At 40.2% G+C, this 19455-nt stretch carries 18 protein-coding genes; all 18 read right to left on the bottom strand.

What is annotated here, in order from left to right:
• Positions 1-8 precede the first annotated feature (8 nt).
• The 18 genes from EO111_RS03830 to EO111_RS03745 all read right to left on the bottom strand — a co-directional run bounded on the left by EO111_RS03830 (position 9) and on the right by EO111_RS03745 (position 19455).
• On the bottom strand, positions 9-1004 hold the full coding sequence (locus tag EO111_RS03830; protein WP_009353551.1) for a beta-ketoacyl-ACP synthase III: 996 nt from the start codon (positions 1002-1004) through the stop codon (positions 9-11).
• Positions 988-2016 (bottom strand): phosphate acyltransferase PlsX, encoded by a 1029-nt coding sequence (gene plsX / locus EO111_RS03825; protein WP_127010780.1) that lies wholly within the window; start codon positions 2014-2016, stop codon positions 988-990. The genes EO111_RS03830 and plsX overlap by 17 nt, the downstream gene beginning before the upstream one ends.
• A gap of 9 nt (positions 2017-2025) precedes the next feature.
• Positions 2026-2580 carry a transcription factor FapR gene (fapR, locus tag EO111_RS03820; protein ID WP_009353554.1) on the bottom strand — a complete coding sequence of 185 codons (555 nt, stop codon included), beginning with the start codon at positions 2578-2580 and terminating at the stop codon, positions 2026-2028.
• A 103-nt stretch (positions 2581-2683) separates the two neighbouring features.
• A complete protein-coding gene (locus EO111_RS03815) occupies positions 2684-3832 on the bottom strand; it encodes a hypothetical protein (protein WP_127010779.1) in 1149 nt (382 codons plus the stop codon).
• 179 nt (positions 3833-4011) lie between these two features.
• The gene (locus tag EO111_RS03810) at positions 4012-6273 is read right to left on the bottom strand and encodes a TonB-dependent receptor (protein WP_127010778.1); all 2262 of its coding nucleotides are present in this window, start codon (positions 6271-6273) and stop codon (positions 4012-4014) included.
• A 143-nt stretch (positions 6274-6416) separates the two neighbouring features.
• Positions 6417-6683 (bottom strand): 30S ribosomal protein S15, encoded by a 267-nt coding sequence (gene rpsO / locus EO111_RS03805; RefSeq protein WP_009353572.1) that lies wholly within the window; start codon positions 6681-6683, stop codon positions 6417-6419.
• A 123-nt stretch (positions 6684-6806) separates the two neighbouring features.
• A complete protein-coding gene (locus EO111_RS03800; RefSeq protein ID WP_126940878.1) occupies positions 6807-7598 on the bottom strand; it encodes an ABC transporter ATP-binding protein in 792 nt (263 codons plus the stop codon).
• Between the two features lie 15 nt (positions 7599-7613).
• Positions 7614-8513, bottom strand: coding sequence for an ABC transporter permease (locus tag EO111_RS03795; protein ID WP_009353558.1), 900 nt, complete (start codon positions 8511-8513; stop codon positions 7614-7616).
• A gap of 35 nt (positions 8514-8548) precedes the next feature.
• Positions 8549-9514, bottom strand: coding sequence for an ABC transporter substrate-binding protein (locus EO111_RS03790; protein ID WP_127010777.1), 966 nt, complete (start codon positions 9512-9514; stop codon positions 8549-8551).
• A gap of 213 nt (positions 9515-9727) precedes the next feature.
• Positions 9728-11068: a branched-chain amino acid transport system II carrier protein gene (gene brnQ, locus EO111_RS03785; protein ID WP_127010776.1), complete on the bottom strand. Its 1341-nt coding sequence runs from the start codon at positions 11066-11068 to the stop codon at positions 9728-9730.
• Between the two features lie 12 nt (positions 11069-11080).
• Complete coding sequence (locus tag EO111_RS03780; RefSeq protein ID WP_126940881.1) at positions 11081-12709, bottom strand: phosphoenolpyruvate carboxykinase (ATP); 1629 nt, start codon at positions 12707-12709, stop codon at positions 11081-11083.
• Positions 12710-12933: 224 nt separating this feature from the next.
• The gene (gene galU, locus EO111_RS03775) at positions 12934-13821 is read right to left on the bottom strand and encodes a UTP--glucose-1-phosphate uridylyltransferase GalU (protein ID WP_009353569.1); all 888 of its coding nucleotides are present in this window, start codon (positions 13819-13821) and stop codon (positions 12934-12936) included.
• Between the two features lie 14 nt (positions 13822-13835).
• Positions 13836-15395, bottom strand: coding sequence for an LptA/OstA family protein (locus EO111_RS03770; protein ID WP_126940882.1), 1560 nt, complete (start codon positions 15393-15395; stop codon positions 13836-13838).
• A gap of 9 nt (positions 15396-15404) precedes the next feature.
• Entirely contained in the window at positions 15405-16511 is a 1107-nt protein-coding gene (locus tag EO111_RS03765) for a hypothetical protein (protein WP_127010775.1), read from the bottom strand.
• Positions 16512-16568: 57 nt separating this feature from the next.
• Entirely contained in the window at positions 16569-17015 is a 447-nt protein-coding gene (locus EO111_RS03760) for a hypothetical protein (RefSeq protein WP_062401864.1), read from the bottom strand.
• Positions 17016-17117: 102 nt separating this feature from the next.
• A complete protein-coding gene (gene hypE / locus EO111_RS03755; RefSeq protein WP_126940884.1) occupies positions 17118-18125 on the bottom strand; it encodes a hydrogenase expression/formation protein HypE in 1008 nt (335 codons plus the stop codon).
• On the bottom strand, positions 18126-19244 hold the full coding sequence (gene hypD, locus EO111_RS03750; RefSeq protein ID WP_009353561.1) for a hydrogenase formation protein HypD: 1119 nt from the start codon (positions 19242-19244) through the stop codon (positions 18126-18128). It lies immediately after the preceding gene.
• On the bottom strand, positions 19201-19455 hold the full coding sequence (locus EO111_RS03745; protein ID WP_009353557.1) for a HypC/HybG/HupF family hydrogenase formation chaperone: 255 nt from the start codon (positions 19453-19455) through the stop codon (positions 19201-19203). The genes hypD and EO111_RS03745 overlap by 44 nt, the downstream gene beginning before the upstream one ends.

Raw genomic sequence — 19455 nt, 5'->3', positions numbered from 1 at the left:
TTTCCTCCTTAGCACCATTTCATTACTAGACTTGCCCAAGTTAATCCTGCACCAAATCCAGCAACGGCAAGATTATCACCTTTTTGCAATTTTCCTGCACGCACTGCTTCATCTAAAGCAATCGCAATGGATGCTGCTGATGTGTTTCCATACTTAGGTAAATTAATAAATACTTTATCTTCTGTCAGATGCAAACGATCTGCTGCAGATTTGATAATGCGAGTATTCGCTTGATGTGGAATGAAGAAATCTAATTCTTCCACTTTCATATTTGCCATTTCTAGCGCTTTCAATACAGTTTTGCCCATTGTTTTTACAGCAAATTTATATACTTCTTGTCCATTCATATGAATGAAGGTAAGCCCCTCTTCACGACGCTCTGTGGTCGGTGGCAATGCCGTACCTCCAGATGGAATACATAGATGCATTCCGCCACTTCCGTCAGCCCCCATATCCATACCGAGCATACCATAGCCTTCTTCTACTGAAGATACTACAGCGGCTCCAGCACCGTCACCGAAAAGAACACATGTATTGCGATCTTCCCAGTTTACTACACGAGATAATACTTCAACACCTACTACAAGCACATTTTTAAACAATCCAGCATTGATATAAGAACTAGCTGTAATCAAAGAGTATACATATCCTGAGCAAGCTGCAGATAAATCAAAGGCTGCTGCTTTTGTAGCGCCTAAATTAGCTTGGACTAAGCATGCTGTAGATGGAATTGCCATATCGCCTGTTAATGTGGCAACAATGATACAATCGATATCTTCTGCTGTTAACTTAGCAGCTTCTAAGGCTTTTTTTGCCGCTTCTGTAGCCATATCTGAAGCATTTACACCTTCTGGTGCAATTCTACGTTCTTTAATGCCTGTTCTTTCTTGAATCCAAGCATCGCTAGTATCTACCATTTTTTCTAAGTCTGCATTTGTAAGAACTTTTTCTGGCACATAGCTACCGGTACCAATAATTCCGACTGGCTTATTCAGCATTGTCATATGTTAGGGTCCCTTCTTCTTCAATACTTGAGGAAATATGTTCAATCAATTTCCGTTCTACTAGATCTCCAGCAATTTTAATTGCTGTCATAATTTCCTTAGATTTGGAGCTACCATGGCAAATAATAAATACACCATTTACCCCTAATAGAGGTGCTCCGCCATTTTCTGTGTGATCTAGTCGTTTTTTTATTTTCTTAAACACAGGAACAATCAATAAGGCTCCTAGTTTAGAGATAATGCTACTTTGTTTGATGCCTTCTTTTAGAATATCTTGTACCACAGATACAAGACCTTCTGCAAATTTTAGCACCACATTACCTACAAATCCATCACATACTACTACATCTACCGTTCCTTTTGGAATATCACGGCCTTCCACATTTCCTTTAAAAGGGATTGTTTTCAGTTTTTGTAGTAACGGATAGGTTTCTAAGACAACTTCATTTCCTTTAGTGGATTCTTCACCAATATTTAACAAGCCCACAGTTGGGTTAGGTTTACCAAGTAATAACTGCGCATAGTTATATCCCATGATAGCCCCTTGCACTAGATGTTTTGGCTTACTATTCGCATTAGCACCAGAATCTAGCATAATTGTCACGCCATTCGCTGTTGGTAATGGTGTCGCAATACAAGGGCGCTCAATCCCTTTGATTCTTCCCAAACCTAATAGAGCCGATGCTACAGCTGCTCCAGTACTACCTGGTGCAATCACCGCATCACATACCTTTTCACGAACTAAACGTGTAGCCACTGCAATGGACGCATCTTTCTTCTTGCGCAAGGCAATACTGGGATGCTCATGCATTTCTATGACTTCACTAGCATGATGAATGGAGATTCTTGAATTCTCCAGTTCACCTTCTGCTTCCAAAATTTCTTTTATTTTACTTTCATCACCGACAAGCACGATATCCATAGTATCGTATTCGTGCACAGCGGCAATAGAGCCTAAGACTATTTCGAGGGGGGCAAAATCGCCACCCATAGCATCTACTGCAATCTTCATAATTCACCCTTATTCTATCACAGATTCCATAATAAATTTAGCGCGAAACACTTCTTTTATGGTATCTTTGATTGTTACTTTTATAAAGAATTTTTCTCCTCGTTGTCGCACTAATTCAGCTTTTGCTGCTAAATTAACATCGCTTTTAACGAGACTCTTATATTTAATATTTCCAACTCCAGCAATCATTGTAGGAACCCCTACAATAGCTCTTGCCAACGAGTTAGCCTGGGCGTATAAATATTGTGCCTCCACATAGCCTGATCGATCTAGCATCTCTTTTGTAGTGCGAAGAACACTGATGCCGTATTGTCCTACTGCTAAATCAATGACATCTCCTACTACATCTGCCCGATCAATATGCTGTCTGTCATCAGAATGCTCCTGTGCCATTGCCTTAATCCGTTCACGTAATTCAGGAATGCCTAATGCCAAACGATCCAATCGAATGGTCGGAACACTAACTCCAAAATATGTGGCCAATTCCTCATCCGTCGTGAAGGGACTTATATTCAGTTTTTCGCGCAATAACTGTTGTCGTTCTTCCTTCTTTATACGACTCATATAACCACCTTTTATGACCAAGTAATAATACTTCCATACAATTATACTCTAAAATGATAATAGTATGCAAGCTTTTCTTGATTCCTATGCAAAATATGCATACTTATTTGAGAATGGTAAGTTGTCCTCTATTGCTTATCACTCGAATGGGCGCAGTTGTATTTGTTGCATTAGGCCTACGATCTACTATTTTTACATACCCCTGCAATACATCTACTACAATAGGTTCTGTATCTTCTTGGTAAATAATACCTGCCGTTTCTGGCGTATCACCGCCGATTAATGTTTGAATATGACTACCTGTAAAAGTATATCCTTTGCCAGTTGCTAGCAGTAATTCTTCATGTCCACTGCGATGTCGCTTAGCTCCTATCCATCGATTATGCCACGTTGCCTGATTTTTCAATTCTAGTGTAACGCCAGACTGGTGAGGGTTATTTCCACTTTCAGCAAATTCATTTAATGCCGCCCCAGTCCACACGGAGTCCTTCGTCCCTAAATTCATCACAATATACGAACCATGACGTCCAGGATTAGGATTCAATCCATAGTTTTTATTCAATATCCCTACATTGCCTGTTACTTGTACCGTTGCATACTGGGATGGTTTCGGAGTAGATGCAGGGGCTGTACCCGTATAGGTATCAGCCAACCGACTAGTGCCAATACCAATGCTACCTTCTTCGACAATAGCAGCATACACATCTGCTTGCTCAAATGGCACAGTTTCAATTTTCACAGGACCGTCTAACGTAATATAACTATCTTTATTAGCTTGTACCCCATTGCCAACGGCTTGAATCACCGTGGGCCCATGAACGACCACCTTTGTATCATATTTCGGGTCATCAACATGTTTTCGACCAAAGCCGGCATAGATACCGCTCATGTAATAATGTGCCATTTCATCGGCTTGGTCATAAGGGTGAGCATTACTTAGATCTACTTGCAAGCCCTTGTGGACAGTTAACTTAGTACCATCCAATACATAAATACCAGTTACATTATGGTGCTTCTGCTGCACCGTGTCATACCCTACACCATTTACCTTAATATGCAGTCCCTCTGGATAGTTGAGTACCTCGTGGTATTTGCGCATCGCCACAGCTCGCCCCGCTGTGCTTACCTCAATGAGCTCTGGTTGCGTCACAACCTGTTGAAAGCCTACCTCTGCCGACGCTCCATACACAAATGGTACAGTGCTCAAACATGCCATAACAAGTCCTGCTAGTACATTTCGCTTATAATTCATACATACTCCCCTTACGAATCACTTGGACCTCTACTATGAATATCTTTATATCCTCTTTAGTATACCATTGGTAAGAGCCATTGCCTATGGTAGTGCTATTCCAATTGGTCATACAACATCTAGTAGGTAACAAAATGAGACGCCCCTCGTCGGAACGTCTCATTTTACAGATTTCTATATTAGAATTTAAATTTCATGCCTACATTATACGTACGGCCGCCTGTTGCTTCTCTCGCATAGTATTCACGATTAAAGATATTTTGTACTCCGAATTGCAATGTCGCTTCTTTGGATACTTTATAATTTACGGACGCATTAGTCAAGAAGTACGCATCTTCTGACTCTGGCTCGCCACCTGCGGTATCTTTGCTGTTGCGGGAGCTTACGTATTGCATATCCCACAACACATTCCACTTGCCACTATTGTATTCCAAACCACCATGGAATAGGTGCCTTGGAATTTCAAAGTTTTGTTCTTTTCCATCACTTTGATCTGTATTGTCCAAAGCTTTACTTTCTATATATCCCATTTGCCATGTATAGTTTCCAAAGACAGACCATTTGTTAGACAACTTGTGACGAAGTTCTAATTCTACACCACGACGTGTTTCTGATCCTATATTGATATACTTTTTGTAATCCTCAGTACCATCTGTCTTTTTAAATGTAACATATTGAATTTTATCCTTTGTATTCACATAAAAGGCTGCTACGTTTAATTTTGTACTTTCATTCCAAGATTTTTTCAAACCAAGTTCAAAGGTATCGGAATGTTCTGGATCTAACTCTGGATTTGCATGAATAGGAGTTTTAGATGTTTGACCGAAGCGGTACACTTGGTACAAGGTTGGCGGTGCAAAGGAGTGACCATAGGATGCATAGACGTTGGTAGAATCATCAAGGTATCTTTCTACGGACAACTTAGGACTCAACTCTGTGTAAGATCCATCATTATGATGTGCAACATCGTAGGACTTTGTTTTCTTATTGTACTCCCCGTGGGACCCATCGTACTTTTTAAAATGATCTAAACGAAGTCCGGCATAAATAGCCCAATCATCGTTAGGGCGATACGTATCTTGTACAAAAACTGCCATCGTGCGAGATGCCCCTGTATTCGTTTCACTCACACCGTTAGGGAATACCTTAGTATCTTTAGAGTTTTTATCTCGCCAATGTTGCAAAGAAATCTTTTCTTGATCAAACCGCTCTTGTTTCCAATTCAATCCCCCTACAATTTGATGTTTTCCTTCAGGTTTCCATGCTTTTTGCACATCTAGATTGTACGCTTTGCCTGGATAGAAGGAGTGCGTCCCTGGACCTTCATAATCTCCTGAAGTTGCTTTTGTTGGCACAGAATAGCCATCTTTCTTTTTATCTAAATAACCCAAGGAAATCTGTAATTTGTTCGCTTCATTTTTATATTGCAAACTATGAGAATGATATTCTCGCTCTGCATCATGACCTAAGAAACTATTGCCATTAAGAGATACATATTTTTTATCACTAACCTTGATATCCCCTGTAAAAACGGTCTTTCCATTTACTGTAACCGCACTAATTGGATTGTGGTAAGAGTACTTATGGTTCGCATATACATAGCGATAAGTTAGCGTTTCTTTGTCGCCTAGGTTCATCGTAATATAAGCAGACAAATTCTTATTATGCAAAGATTTATCCCCACGATTCCCTACCACATATTTACCACTTGTCAACTGTTTTAATGGCGTGTCAGGAGATACAGCTTTTACATCTTCTTTGATAGCCTTGCTTTTTTCCGTCACAAAAAATCCTGGGAATCCATTTGTGCGACGTTCTTCTGCAGATACACCAATGGCTACCATATCAGACACTCGAGCATCAAATCCTAGTTCGTTGTTCCAAGTACCATAAGTCCCGCCATTGACCTTGCCATGCCAACGAATCCCTTGACGATTTGCCTTCGGTGCGATTTGTTTCGTTGTAATACTCAATACGCCCGCTACCCCTTTACCACCATACAAGGAGGAACTAGCACCACGCACTAATTCAATACGATCGATGGAATGAACAGGAATCGCTTCCCAATCTACTTTATTATTGAAAGAATTATTCATCGGCACACCATCAACGAGTACAGATATATTTTTGGAATCAAACCCACGGATTTGAATGTCCCCCGCAGAGGCTTGGCTCTTATACACCCCTGGCAACAATTGTATAGCATCCGCCACCGTATCCACCTTGCGATTTTCAATATCCTTCGCTGTCACCACAGACACTGAACTAGGCGTTTTGGCAATATCCTGCAACGTTCTCGTAGCCGTTACCGTCACATCCGGCAAGGTCACCGTTTCTTCTATCGTTTGCGCATCATGAGCATACCCTGTATAACTGCCCAACGCTACCGTAACCATAGATAATAATAGTAACCGCGTTGCATTTCGTTTCACTTGTTTCATTCGCACTTCCCTTCTTACTGTAAAACAAACATTAAGTTTTCTATTAGTATAGCATTCATTTTCAACTTTGCAAATCACTTTGTGAAAATATCTTCATATATAACAAAAAAGCGGCCGAAGCCGCTTTTTGTAAATACGTAAAATTATTTACGTAAGCCTAATTTTTCTAAGATCGCACGGTAACGTTCGATGTCTTTACGACGAAGATAGTCAAGCATGTTACGACGTTGACCAACTAATTTTAAAAGACCACGACGGGAATGATGATCTTTTTTGTGCTCTTTTAAATGCTCAGTTAAGTATACAATGCGGTTAGTTAAAATCGCGATTTGTACTTCTGGGGATCCAGTGTCACCTTCGTGAACAGCAAATTCTTTAATAATAGCTGCTTTAGCTTCTGTAGTTAACATATTTCATGTCCTCCTAAAAATTACAATTCCATAGGCCAAAGTAATGGGCGGAGACTCAATTACCTCGCCTAGGTTAATACATCGGTATCTATAATACTATACTTTCATATAAATGTAAAGTATTTACCCCAACATCATGCGGTCACTGAGGGTATTTTCGCTAGCTACTTCAAAGCGCTCTAATAAATCTTGTACCGTTAAGCTAGCCTTCTCTTCTCCTCGTACATCATAGATAACTTTACCATTATCCATCATGATCAAGCGATTGCCGAATCGTAAGGCATCACGCATGTTATGGGTAATCATCAAGGTAGTCAAATGATGTTCTTTTACTAGTTCATCTGTGAGCTGCAATACTTTTTCTGCCGTTTTAGGATCTAAGGCTGCCGTATGTTCATCTAGCAACAACACTTCTGGTTTCAACATAGTGGCCATCAACAAGGTTATGGATTGACGCTGACCACCACTTAATAATCCCATACTGGATGACAAACGATTTTCTAAGCCCAAATCCAAACGAGCTAATTGCTGTTTAAATAATTCTCTTTCATTTTCTTTGAATGCCCAAGACAATCCCATTTGTTTTCCGCGACGCAAGGCAAGAAGCATGTTTTCCTCAATTTGCATATTTCCTGCTGTGCCCAACATAGGATCTTGGAAGACACGACCAATGTATTTGGCCCGTTTGTATTCCGCCATATGAGTGACGTCTACATCATTAATATGCAATGTACCTTCATCGACGGAGAATACCCCAGCGATGGAGTTCAACAACGTACTTTTACCAGCTCCATTACCACCGATAACAGTCACAAAATCTCCATCTTCTAATCGTAAGTCAATACCACGAAGAGCTATTTTTTCATTCACAGTGCCTTTATGGAAGGCTTTCACAATTCCTTTTAATTCCAACATGTGTATACCCTCCTCTTAACTACGACGAAATTTACCTTGCCACGTTGGTAAGGATAGAGCTAAGGCTACTAAGATAGCAGTAAATAATTTTAAATCATTTGGAGGCATACCTAGGTATAGCACAGTAGCAATAACAATACGGTAAATAATGGAACCGAATACGACTGCCACGAGGCTCAATACAAAGGATGAGTTACCGAACAGTTTGCGCACTACCGAGGAAGAAGCAAATAATACTTCTCCAATAATAACTGATGCGAGGCCGATAACGATGGTTCCTACGCCCATACCGATATCCGCAAAGCCTTGAGATTGAGCAATTAACGCACCCGACACAGCTACAAAACCATTTGATAATAGTAATCCAAGAACAATCATGGAATCTGTGTTTACCCCTTGGGCACGAATCATTTGTGGATTTACCCCAGTAGCGCGGATAGATGTGCCTAGTTCAGTACCGAAGAACCAGAATAAGAATAATCCTACTACCACCGTTACCACTACACCAATGATAGTCAATGCTACCGCATTGGAAATACCCATGCTATGAATGGCGGAGTACACCGTATCCATGCGCAATAAGGAGATATTTGCTTTCCCCATAATATGTAAGTTCACAGAATACAAGGCAATCATGGTTAAGATACCAGCTAGTAATGCAGGAATTTTTAATTTGGTGTGTATCCACCCTGTTACAGCTCCGGCAATCATACCACCAATACCTGCAACTATCACTGTGATCCAAGGGTTCACACCCATGGTAATCAATACTGCAGAAATAGCAGCTCCCATAGGGAAACTACCTTCTACTGTTAAATCAGCTACATCTAAAATTCTGAAAGTAATAAACACACCCAATGCCAACAATGCCCACAATAGGCCCTGTGCAATGGTACTAATAATTAAGTTTGTCATATATCCTCCTACTCGGGGTTGCCCCCACTACTATACTACTGTTGTCGCAATGACTCTGGAATCTGGATATGCAAGCGATCCGCTTCGTCTTGATTGAATACAAATTTAATAGGCTCTTGCATCTCGATTGGCATGCTATCCGGTGTGCTTTCACCACGAAGCACACGGGCCGCCATATGTCCAGTTTGAACTCCTAATCTATAAAAGTCTACAGAATAGGCTGCTAGTCCACCTGTTTTTAACCATGTCTCATCAGAGGGAAACACTGGTACGTTAGCGCTACTAAATATAGTGACGATGTTTGCATAGGATGAAGCAATGATATTATCTGTTGGAAAATATACTGCATCAATACCCATAATAGCTAATTGATTCGCCGCTTGCGGCACATCATTCACGTTGGAGACGGTTATTTCTACTAATTCCATACCGTATTTTTGCGCTTCTTTTCGAAAACTCTCTGCTTGTAATTGTGAATTCACTTCACTGGATGAATAAATAGTACCGATTTTTTTCGCATTCGGTAATAATTGATGCACTAATTCCACTCGTTTTTCCATAGGCACCATATCTGTGGTACCCGATACATTACCACCCGGATGTTCATCACTATCCACAAGTCGTGCTGTGGTAAAGCTCGTGACCGCAGTGCCTAATACAGGAATATCCTTCGTAGCATTCGCCATAGCCTGTACCGCTGGGGTCGCAATGGCCACTACTAAATCGGAATTACGCGCCACAAATCGTTGGGCAATGGTGTTTAGATTAGATTGGTCTCCTTGAGCATTTTGGTGGTCAAGAACCACATTATCTACAAATCCCTCTTCCCGTAATCCATCTACGAAACCTTTATTTGCTGCATCTAGTGCGGGATGCTCCGCTAATTGCAAGATACCCACTCGGTACATCTTGCCTCCTCCTGGTGCTTCTAGTGAAGATTCATGCCATAGTAAGAATCCCACCAGACAGACCACCAACAGGGCCAGTCCTTTTTTCCACATAAAAATCTCCTTTCTACTATACTACATGGTAGCCACGCGCCACCGCCTACAGTCTTTCTATGGGAAAGATATAGAGATTATACCACATGTGAAAGTAATAGAAAATATATAAATTAAAATTTCTATAGAATCTAATGTCGTCATGAGACATTATCTTCACAGATAAACAAAACGACTAGATTATTACAATCTAGTCGTTTATCTTTAATTCTACTATTTACGTACTAATGTGATATGCACCATACCGATAAGGAAACCGATAATGGACGGCACAATCCAGCCCATACCGATAGAAGCAAATGGAAGCATTCCGTAATATGGCAACGCCCATTGTACAAATCCAGATTGATTGATAAATGCTGGTGCTGTTGCCATAGCATCACCTAATGCCGCAAATAGGGCAAAGGCTGTTGTCCACGCATACACAGCTTGTCTGCCTTTGAAAATAGGTGCTGCAAAGGATAACAAGATGATTGTAATAGACAATGGATACAAGAACATCAACACAGGGATAGCTAATTCGATGATTTTTGTTAAGCCTACGTTAGCAATTAAGAAACCCACTGCTGTTGTTAAGTATGCATAACCACGGTAACCCAATGTGTTTGGGAACATTTCATCAAAAGTTTCACCACAAGCACCAATCAAACCTACGCAAGTTTTTAAACATGCTAGTGTAACAATGATGGCCAACAAGATAGCCCCTACATTGCCGAAGTAAAATGCATTCATTTGCGCCATGGTAATACCACCATTTTTAGCAAGGCCTAATGTTGTGACACTTGTAGCACCACTGTAGGCTAGGAAACCGTAGATAACAGCCATAATAGAGCATGCCACAAAGCCTGCTTTCACAAGTCCCATAGCAATGTCCTTAGGTTCTGTGACCCCCACACCTTGTAAGGCACGGATAACGATGATACCAAAGGCTAACGATGCCAATACGTCAAGTGTATTATAGCCTTCTGTAAAACCTTTGAAGAACGCATGGGTAGCATATTCCCCTTGTGGCGCTACTGATGTGTAATCTCCCATTGGCATAACCACTACAGTGATTAATAAAATGCTTAGGAATACTAAGAATAATGGCGTTAACACTTTACCAATGTATGTCATCAATTTTCCTGGATTCAAGGAGAACAAGATGGCAATAATAAAGAACACTGCAGAAAATACACCTAAGGCAAGATCAGGATTGACACTGCCAAGGAATGGTTCAAATCCGATTGTATAGGATACTGTACTCGTTCTTGGGATAGCAAATGCTGGCCCAATCGTGATGTACAATAACAAGGTGAAAATTTTACCATAGGTCGGGTGTACACGACTTACCAAGTCTTGTAAGCCATTACTACGAGATACACCCATAGCGACAATACCCAAGAATGGTAGTCCAATAGCTGTCGCTAAAAAGCCCAAAATAGCTGGCCACAACGCTTGACCTGCTTCTTGTCCTAAGTGAACAGGGAAAATTAAGTTTCCTGCTCCGAAGAACATCCCGAATAACATAGTTCCAATAAAGGCTACAGAACCCCAAGATAATGTTTGATTCATCACTATTCCCCCTTACATAATGATTTTTAATACATCTAGTACTTCATTTGGCAACTCATCTTTTGTTCCTTTTAATTTTTCAATGTAATCGTAGCGGAACTCAAATGCTTTGTGCAAAATATGATGGTACTCACGAACTGTAAAATCTGGTTCAAAACCTTCAACTTTTACATATTCTAAGTTTTCATATTTATAGAACGGTTCAAAGTTAAGGCTACCCTCAACCAAACCTTCTAACAAGCCTAATGTTACTTCTTTTGGAATTTTTTTGTCCAAGAAGAAGCCCGTATTCATAATGTAGCAATCTACACCAGATTGAGTGAATAGTTTTTTGTAACTTTCATAATCGGTACGTAAAGAATAGGTACGGAATGGATTAGCATAGGGTTCAATCACCAATGCATTAGGATCTACATTAGCATCCAATTTTTCTGCTGTAGAACGACGTGTTGCCAAAGTAGCTCCCATAGTAGCCGCTAAAATTGGATCATCAACTTTTAAAATTGGTGGCAATGTTTTATCTTTCATCAACCACACGATAGCATTCACAGGGTCTTTTACAAAGTTCACACGATTATCTGTCCAGAATTGTGATTTAATAGCACGACCATTGTTATTACGCACATCTTCTGCTAACACAACTTTGTTACCATCTTCATCTAAAGTAACACCCACATTTTGCAATGTTAATAGGTATTTATTAGCAGGATGTTCCATTGGATAGTCTTGCATTTTATCAAAATATGTTGGTTCTAAGGCAATGGAAGACAAATCGTCTGTATGAATGATATAGGCATCATCATGTAATACAGAAATATCATATCGTCCACCATGCTGTTCATGAGTCAATGTAGATTTACCAGATCCTGATAACCCAAATACGCCAATCGTATAAGAAGAACCATCTTTTAAATTGTATCGTTTCATACCACCATGGCATGCCACATAACCATAACGATTTGCCAAGGACCATCCTAATGTAAGAGTACCTTTTTTATGTTCCCCAAAATAACGCATACCTAAAATCATAGCACAGTTATGAGCAGGGTCAAAAATAGCCAGTCCACCTGGATGTCCTTCTACCACATAATCTGGATCAGAGTAAATAAAAATATCCCCTTCTGGAATCTCTTTACTACCTCTATAGAAGGCTTTTACTTCCTCATTGAAAAATTGGAAATTAATAGCCCAAGAATATAGGATCGATGCATGCTCTTTAGGAATCATCAAGTGCGCACGAGCAGTAAAAGCTTCATCCAAACCTACGATAGCTTGCGCTGAAATCCATTCTTTATGACGGCTATCATATACTGCATCCCGCGCAATATCACATAATTCTACTTCATTAATACCTTCATCGCCAATAATACGGCGAGCTTTTGCATAACGACCTGTTGTTTTACCATTATTTGTAACTAATACTTTGGCATCTTGCGGTAAACCTTGCTCTTCCGCACGGTATACGGGCATATCTAATACAACGACCCCAGGTTCTTTCGTGGCTAACTCATAAGCCTGTGCAATAGACTTCACCGGTGTTACATTATTTCCATAAAAAGCAGTTTCTATGGTACTTCTTAATTTGGAAAAGAGCGGATTCTCTTTAATTTCGGAATGTTTCCATTTTAATCTTGTTGCCATATGTTCCTCATTAATTCTAACTTACTATACTTATGCATATTCTTATATTCTAACATTTAATTAAGTATTTCACAATATGAGACCAATTATATATACTGCATCAGTCTAGCAAATACAGGCCTCTGTGATATGTATCACAATGTATTTTTACTATGCGATGAATAGTTATGAAAAAACGGATATCACAAGGCATTCACCTCACAATATCCGTTGATTCTATACAACTAAGATCTATGATTCATAATATAATCAATATCTAAGTCTTGCAAATACAATTTAAATGCCTCAGCCAACTGTGGATTTCGTAAGCCGTATTCTACAGTCGCTTTTAAATATCCTAATCGATCGCCTATATCATAGCGCACCCCTTCATAAGAGTAAGCTAAAATTCTTGAGGAAAGTCTAGCAATCGCGTCGGTCAATTGAATTTCATTGCCCGCCCCTTGGGGAGTTTTTTCTAATTCATCAAATATATCTGGCGTCAAAATATAACGACCTAATACCGCCAAGTTCGATGGAGCATACTCAAGTGGTGGCTTCTCCACCAAACCTGCTACTTCATACACATTCGGTTCGATTTCACTACCGGACACAATACCATAGGAGCTAACTTTTTCTGGAGCTACAAATTGAGTTCCTAAAATTGTTACACCATCATGGGCATAATGACAATCAATTAATTGCTTCAAGCACGGTCTTTGTGGGTTATAGACCACATCATCCCCTAATAGAACAGCAAATGGCTCATCCCCTATAAAAGACTTCGCACAATAGATAGCATCACCCAATCCACGGGCTGTTTTCTGACGAATGTAATGAACTTTAATATTCGCCAAATTTCTCACCATATCAAGATGTTGTTGCTTACCTTGTTGTTGCAATAATTGCTCTAACTCCACACTAGTATCAAAATGATCTTCAATCGCACGCTTATTGCGTCCCGTAATAATTAGAATATCTTCAATACCTGAATCGATAGCCTCTTGCACAATATATTGTATTGTTGGTGTATCCACAATAGGCAACATCTCTTTCGGCTGTGCCTTAGTGGCTGGTAAAAAGCGTGTACCAAAGCCTGCCGCTGGAATCACTGCTTTTCTAACTTTTTTCATGGTTTCCCCTTAGATTAAAAATCTTTCGCTACCAATGTATATTCCCATTTCTTTTGTTTTGTACGATATGTCAAGGATCCTTCAAAGGAATGTAAATCACGATGCCATGTAAGATCTACATACCGTAACTCATGAGTCTGCATATCTCGTTGTATCTGTACACTAAAGCGATCTAATCGAGTAGCTTGTACACTTAGCCCATAGTATAAATTATACTTCACATCAATTTGATCAAATGGATATGGAGAGTCGGCTGAGACAGATACATTACTTTGACGATATCCAGCCCAAGCTTTCACACGAGGTCCTAGGTTGGTGTTGGCAGCTACACCCCAATATGGCATAGAACGAACCGACGAATTATATCCGTAGTAATCACGTTGGTAACCACCATAGAAGGTAACCTCTGTATTAGGCCCTATATGAACTGGGTCATGAGATACTTCACCATACATCTTAGCATGAGTTCCCTTGATATGACCTTCATACCATTTACCATAGCTAACACCACCACGAATAGTCACAGGAGTGCTACCAAGATGATACGCATGCGTATCCACCGATAATTCAGGCTTCTTCTCGACCCATACTTTTTTCGCATTTAATGTAGCTGACTCGCGACTATACGCTATCTTTGCTTCTCCCCAAGGCAAGAAATGAACATACCCAAAGGATGGTTTAAACCCAATATGAGTTCCCCAAGTATAATGCAAGAAAAGTTCCCCATGTTTAGATACTGGATAGTCAATTTTACCATTTAAACTCAATCCATCAGAAGAATTATATTTCGGTCTTGGTACAAAGGAAAATACGCTCACTTGTCCTTGTTTATCTTGACGCAAAGACACCGTATATTTATTTACAGAAATAATCCGTTTATTTTTAATATAAAAGCTTGCATTATGAATGACTGCTTTATCTCCAGGGAATACCTCTATATAGTCCCCTTCCACACGATAATCAGGTGCCCCTTTAAAAGCAATGGCATGTTTTGTCGTTAACCAACCTTTTTCAATGCGCCCTGTTTTACCATCAAAGTCACCTACTTCTGCTTTTACCCAATAGGGATCGGCATAGCCAAATACATTTTTTGTGTGAGCTGCTCCAGTAGTAGCATTGTAGGTAATGTGAGAACCTTTTAAGTCCTTTGTATCCCCTTTATCTTCTAAAAAATGATAGTCCGATACACTTTCATATTGCTGGGTCTTCGTATTACCTTCTAGTCTTTCTGACAATAGTTGTTGATTGCCCCGTTCTACTTCTACAGCGCCATTGGCCCATACACGACCAGTAGTATCGTTATAATACATTTTATCTGCATCAATACGAACTGGTACAGCCGGTTTTTCTACCACTTGTTTGCCTTTTTTTTCAATTGCTTTAACCTGCAAATTTGGCGCATACTGCGTATCTGTAGATACTGTGGAAATCTTAGGCATTTGCACATACTGAATGTCGGCAACCTTTGGAGTAGCTTCGAATACTGGGGTCGTAGCATCTACTGTTTGGGCATGACCTTGTGTACATGCCAATGCCGTCAAAATAGCAGCGGCTGTTACAGAATATCTTTTCATGCTCATCTCCTAGTCTTTCTCACGTTTTACAATGATGACAGGTTTTTCAGTTAAAGAATCATCTGGTACCACTTGTACAGGTTCTTCTTTTGCTTTTACAGCCGGAGCTGGCGTTGATTCAGCTACTACTTTTGATGCTGCTACTGGTTCAGCTGCTGCTTTTGGTGCGACCACTGGCTCCACAGGAGCTTTTTGCACAGCTCCCGTATCTACACCATGTACTTCCACCCCAGAAATAGTAACAGAGGATTCAGGCTGTACATACACAAGAGTTCCTACTGGTAAATCAATAGATTTACCTTTTACAAAGAAGCCCCCTACAAGGCCTACAGGTCCTAATAAAACAGCCCCTGCTACAGACGCACCAGCCGCTTTTAGTTCTCCTTTTGTTTTAGACTTAGCTTCTTCACCTTGGATGGCTGTGAAAACTGTACCATCAATACCTTGTAATTTATCAAATACAATGTTTAATTTTGCATTACGTCCAAAAGATCTTGCTTTTGTAATTTCCGTAATATGGCCAGTACCTACTGTTCCTTTAGGAATCAACAGAGTTTCCCCATCCATTACATCTTCTGCTACTTTGACATGAACTACATCATCTTTCACATTTTTTTGAGATGTTACTGGTTCTGTTAATTCTAGAGTAAATACTTGATCAGCCCCAATAGTTCCTAGTTTTGTTCGCAATGCTACTTGTGTTCCAAAAATAGATTGCTTTAATTTTTGTACACGACTTTGTAAAGAACCTTTTGCTTCTAGTCCATTCACACTGCGTTCCATTTCGCCAATGCGTTCTACGAGAGAGCCACTATGAACTTCATCATAATACATCCATTCCAAAGCATTGACTTCTTGATGCAATGTTACCTTTGTTCCTTGACCTTCCACAGATGTATACAAAGATTCCACTTGCCCTGTAATACTACCTTGTTGTTTTGTACCATAAATAGTATCTTGTAATTGATGTACTCGATCTGTTAATGCACCTACTTGTACTTTACCATACACAGTACTTTCCAAAGCTTCTGTTTTTTCTAATACTGTGTCTGGTGCAGCCCATACACTTGTTGCTAAAAGAGCAAATACAGCTCCTAATACAGCAGAACGTTTCATAGTATCTCCTCATCTCTACTAACACATAGATAGCACGGGCAAGCCCGTGCTAATCCATTAAATCTTCAAATCTATAATTGCGGATACGCCAACCCCTTGAATGCGATTTGCAGTCGTTGGGTTCGTACTGTCAATCGGTACTAGTCCTTTTACGCGAGCTACGGAATTAAAACTAGCCTCAATTTGTGCTACCGCTTCCACACGTTCCACTTCACTACTAGGTCCTGTTATCTGTGCTGCACCAATATGGCCACCTTTACCAAGACTGACAATAGGAACTACTTTTGTTGAATAGGTAGTACTCAAATTATTTTGCTTTAATAAATTGTTCAAGAAATTATTAATGGAGTCTCCATATTTATCTACTAGAAAGCCCACGCCTCCCACTTTCAAGGCGCCTCCTAATAAACTTCCTAAATTGAACGCCTGAGCTTGTTGCACTCCAACAACACCCACAGTGGCTACTGAGAATGCTACCATAGCAGCTACGATTTGTTTTTTCATCGTAATATCCTCCTTTTCCTTTCCATTGTATCAAAAAATAAATTTTTATTCTATACAAAGTATATGAGATATCCATGATTTTTTCGTGAAATCTTACATTTTTTAGCAAATCCGTGGAACTTGGTCTTCTCCGAGCATATCTAACAAACGAATTCCGCCTACTGCCGTTTGTAAACCTACTTTACCAGCATTACCATTCACTATATCACCAATGATGACAGCATCACAACCTTCTGTAAAAGTCCGCATCATCTGCACTACATCATCTGCCACATCAGCACGTACAATGACAATCATTTTACCTTCATTGGCTAAATACAATGGGTCATACCCTAATACTTGGCATACGGCTTGCACTTCCTCACGGACAGGAATGGCAGACTCTTGCAATCGAATCCCTTTTTGAGCAGAATTTGCAATTTCTTGTAATGTGGTAGCCAATCCACCGCGAGTAGGATCTCTAAAAAAAGCAATATTTTTTCCAAATGTTTCCAATAAGGCATGGGACATAGTATGTAAGGGAGCACAATCTGTCTGAATTGTGTCTGGCAAATCTAATCCATACCGAGTTCCCATAACAGCAATGGCATGGTCACCCAAGGTGCCGGATACAATAACTTTCATACCACTTTCAATATAGGGAGTGCCTAACTGTACATAGTCCGGTACAATACCTACACCGGCTGTATTGATATAGATTCCGTCAACAGAACCCTTTTCTACCACCTTCGTGTCTCCTGTAATGATAGAAACACCTGCTTGTTGTGCCATATCAGACATGGTTTGTAGCACCACTTCTAACGTAGGGATAGGCAAACCTTCCTCTAAAATGAGTCCACAAGACAAATACTGAGGAATAGCACCCATCATGGCTAAGTCATTCACTGTACCACATACAGCTAACTTACCAATGTTACCACCAGGAAATATATGCGGCGTCACTACATAGGAATCTGTGCTCATAGCCATACGCCCATTAGTAACGGGAAATACAGCCCCATCATGTAATTCATTTAATATTGGATTAGAAAAATATTTCACAATATATTTGTCCACTAGTTCGTGGCTAAATTTACCACCATTACCATGGACTAACCGAATCCGTTCCATTTATTCCTCCCAGGTCATTCCACCGCTGGAAAAACCGTATTTATACCAAGCTGAACAACTACCTTCTACGGATACCATACAAGCTCCTACTGGATGCTCTGGCGTACAAAGTTTGCCAAATAAAGGGCATGCATCAGGATGAATCATCCCTTGGATAACAGACCCACATTGGCAACCTTTCGGTCCATCACTAGTGGTAAACGGAGGCAATGGTAATTGTACTAATGCATCATAAGCAGACCATTCACCTCGCAACTTTAATCCTGATGCAGGTAAGGTACCAATACCACGCCAACCATCATCAGACGGCTCATACAAGGTATCCATTAATTGTTGTGCTACTGGATTTCCCGTTTTTGCCACCACAGACCGATATGTATTTCCTACATAAAATTTCTTTTCTTTACGTTGTTCTAAGAGATTTACAATGGCTGCTAAAATTTCCACACCATCAAAGCCAGCAATACAACTTGGCATATGATATTCATCAGCTAAGAATTGATACGGCTGTTCTCCAATGATAACGCTTACATGACCTGGCAATAAGAATCCATCAATTTGATGATCTGGATTACTTAATAAAGCGCGTAATGCAGGAGGCACCAATTTATGAGAAATCAGGAAAAATACATTTTTTAGTCCCTTTGCATGAACCGCCTGTATTGTAGCTGCTATGACAGCTATAGTTGTTTCAAAGCCAATGCCTAAAAAGATAATCTTCTTATCTGGATATTGTTCACTTAAGGAAAGCACTTCCATTGGGCTATAGATAATCTCAATGTGGGCACCCTCTTCTTTAGATTGCCATAAATTACCTGTCGTACCAGGTACTTTTAGCATATCTCCAAAGGTGGCAATCACTACGTCATCTTGAGCTGCATACGCCAAAGCTTGGTCCATGTATTGTTGATCTGTCACACACACAGGACATCCAGGACCACTAATCAGCTCGATGCCTTTTGGTAGCATTTGACGGATGCCTTCACGGAAGATAGCCACGGTATGGGTCCCGCAGACTTCCATAAACCGCACCCTTTCTTCCGGATTATGTAATTCACGAATGCGCTCTAGTAGACTAGCAGCGACCTTCGATTTTTCTGTTAAAGTAATCTTGTTCAAGTTCTTCTAACTCGCGGAATGCCTCAAGGGTCAAACGAGCTTCCTCCTCATCTACAATTTGTACGGCACAGCCCGCATGGACTAATAGCCAATCTCCAATTTTTGCTTCCGGCACCAATAACAGGCTACACTCCCGTTGCACTCCTGTTAATTCTACGGTACCGATGGATTCATTAATATGCACCAACTGTGCAGGTACTGCTAAACACAT

The sequence above is a fragment of the Veillonella sp. CHU594 genome, from assembly GCF_003992265.1.
GTDB lineage: Bacteria > Bacillota > Negativicutes > Veillonellales > Veillonellaceae > F0422.
The sequence above is the reverse complement of the archived record's forward strand: the minus strand, read 5'-3'. Positions and strand labels throughout refer to the sequence as shown.

Excerpts from the sequence above, each read along its gene's own strand:
- EO111_RS03830 (WP_009353551.1), bottom strand. The coding sequence starts at position 1,004 with ATGACAATGCTGAATAAGCCAGTCGGAATTATTGGTACCGGTAGCTAT.
- plsX (WP_127010780.1), bottom strand. The coding sequence starts at position 2,016 with ATGAAGATTGCAGTAGATGCTATGGGTGGCGATTTTGCCCCCCTCGAA.
- fapR (WP_009353554.1), bottom strand. The coding sequence starts at position 2,580 with ATGAGTCGTATAAAGAAGGAAGAACGACAACAGTTATTGCGCGAAAAA.
- EO111_RS03815 (WP_127010779.1), bottom strand. The coding sequence starts at position 3,832 with ATGAATTATAAGCGAAATGTACTAGCAGGACTTGTTATGGCATGTTTG.
- EO111_RS03810 (WP_127010778.1), bottom strand. The coding sequence starts at position 6,273 with ATGAAACAAGTGAAACGAAATGCAACGCGGTTACTATTATTATCTATG.
- rpsO (WP_009353572.1), bottom strand. The coding sequence starts at position 6,683 with ATGTTAACTACAGAAGCTAAAGCAGCTATTATTAAAGAATTTGCTGTT.
- EO111_RS03800 (WP_126940878.1), bottom strand. The coding sequence starts at position 7,598 with ATGTTGGAATTAAAAGGAATTGTGAAAGCCTTCCATAAAGGCACTGTG.
- EO111_RS03795 (WP_009353558.1), bottom strand. The coding sequence starts at position 8,513 with ATGACAAACTTAATTATTAGTACCATTGCACAGGGCCTATTGTGGGCA.
- EO111_RS03790 (WP_127010777.1), bottom strand. The coding sequence starts at position 9,514 with ATGTGGAAAAAAGGACTGGCCCTGTTGGTGGTCTGTCTGGTGGGATTC.
- brnQ (WP_127010776.1), bottom strand. The coding sequence starts at position 11,068 with ATGAATCAAACATTATCTTGGGGTTCTGTAGCCTTTATTGGAACTATG.
- EO111_RS03780 (WP_126940881.1), bottom strand. The coding sequence starts at position 12,709 with ATGGCAACAAGATTAAAATGGAAACATTCCGAAATTAAAGAGAATCCG.
- galU (WP_009353569.1), bottom strand. The coding sequence starts at position 13,821 with ATGAAAAAAGTTAGAAAAGCAGTGATTCCAGCGGCAGGCTTTGGTACA.
- EO111_RS03770 (WP_126940882.1), bottom strand. The coding sequence starts at position 15,395 with ATGAAAAGATATTCTGTAACAGCCGCTGCTATTTTGACGGCATTGGCA.
- EO111_RS03765 (WP_127010775.1), bottom strand. The coding sequence starts at position 16,511 with ATGAAACGTTCTGCTGTATTAGGAGCTGTATTTGCTCTTTTAGCAACA.
- EO111_RS03760 (WP_062401864.1), bottom strand. The coding sequence starts at position 17,015 with ATGAAAAAACAAATCGTAGCTGCTATGGTAGCATTCTCAGTAGCCACT.
- hypE (WP_126940884.1), bottom strand. The coding sequence starts at position 18,125 with ATGGAACGGATTCGGTTAGTCCATGGTAATGGTGGTAAATTTAGCCAC.
- EO111_RS03745 (WP_009353557.1), bottom strand. The coding sequence starts at position 19,455 with ATGTGTTTAGCAGTACCTGCACAGTTGGTGCATATTAATGAATCCATC.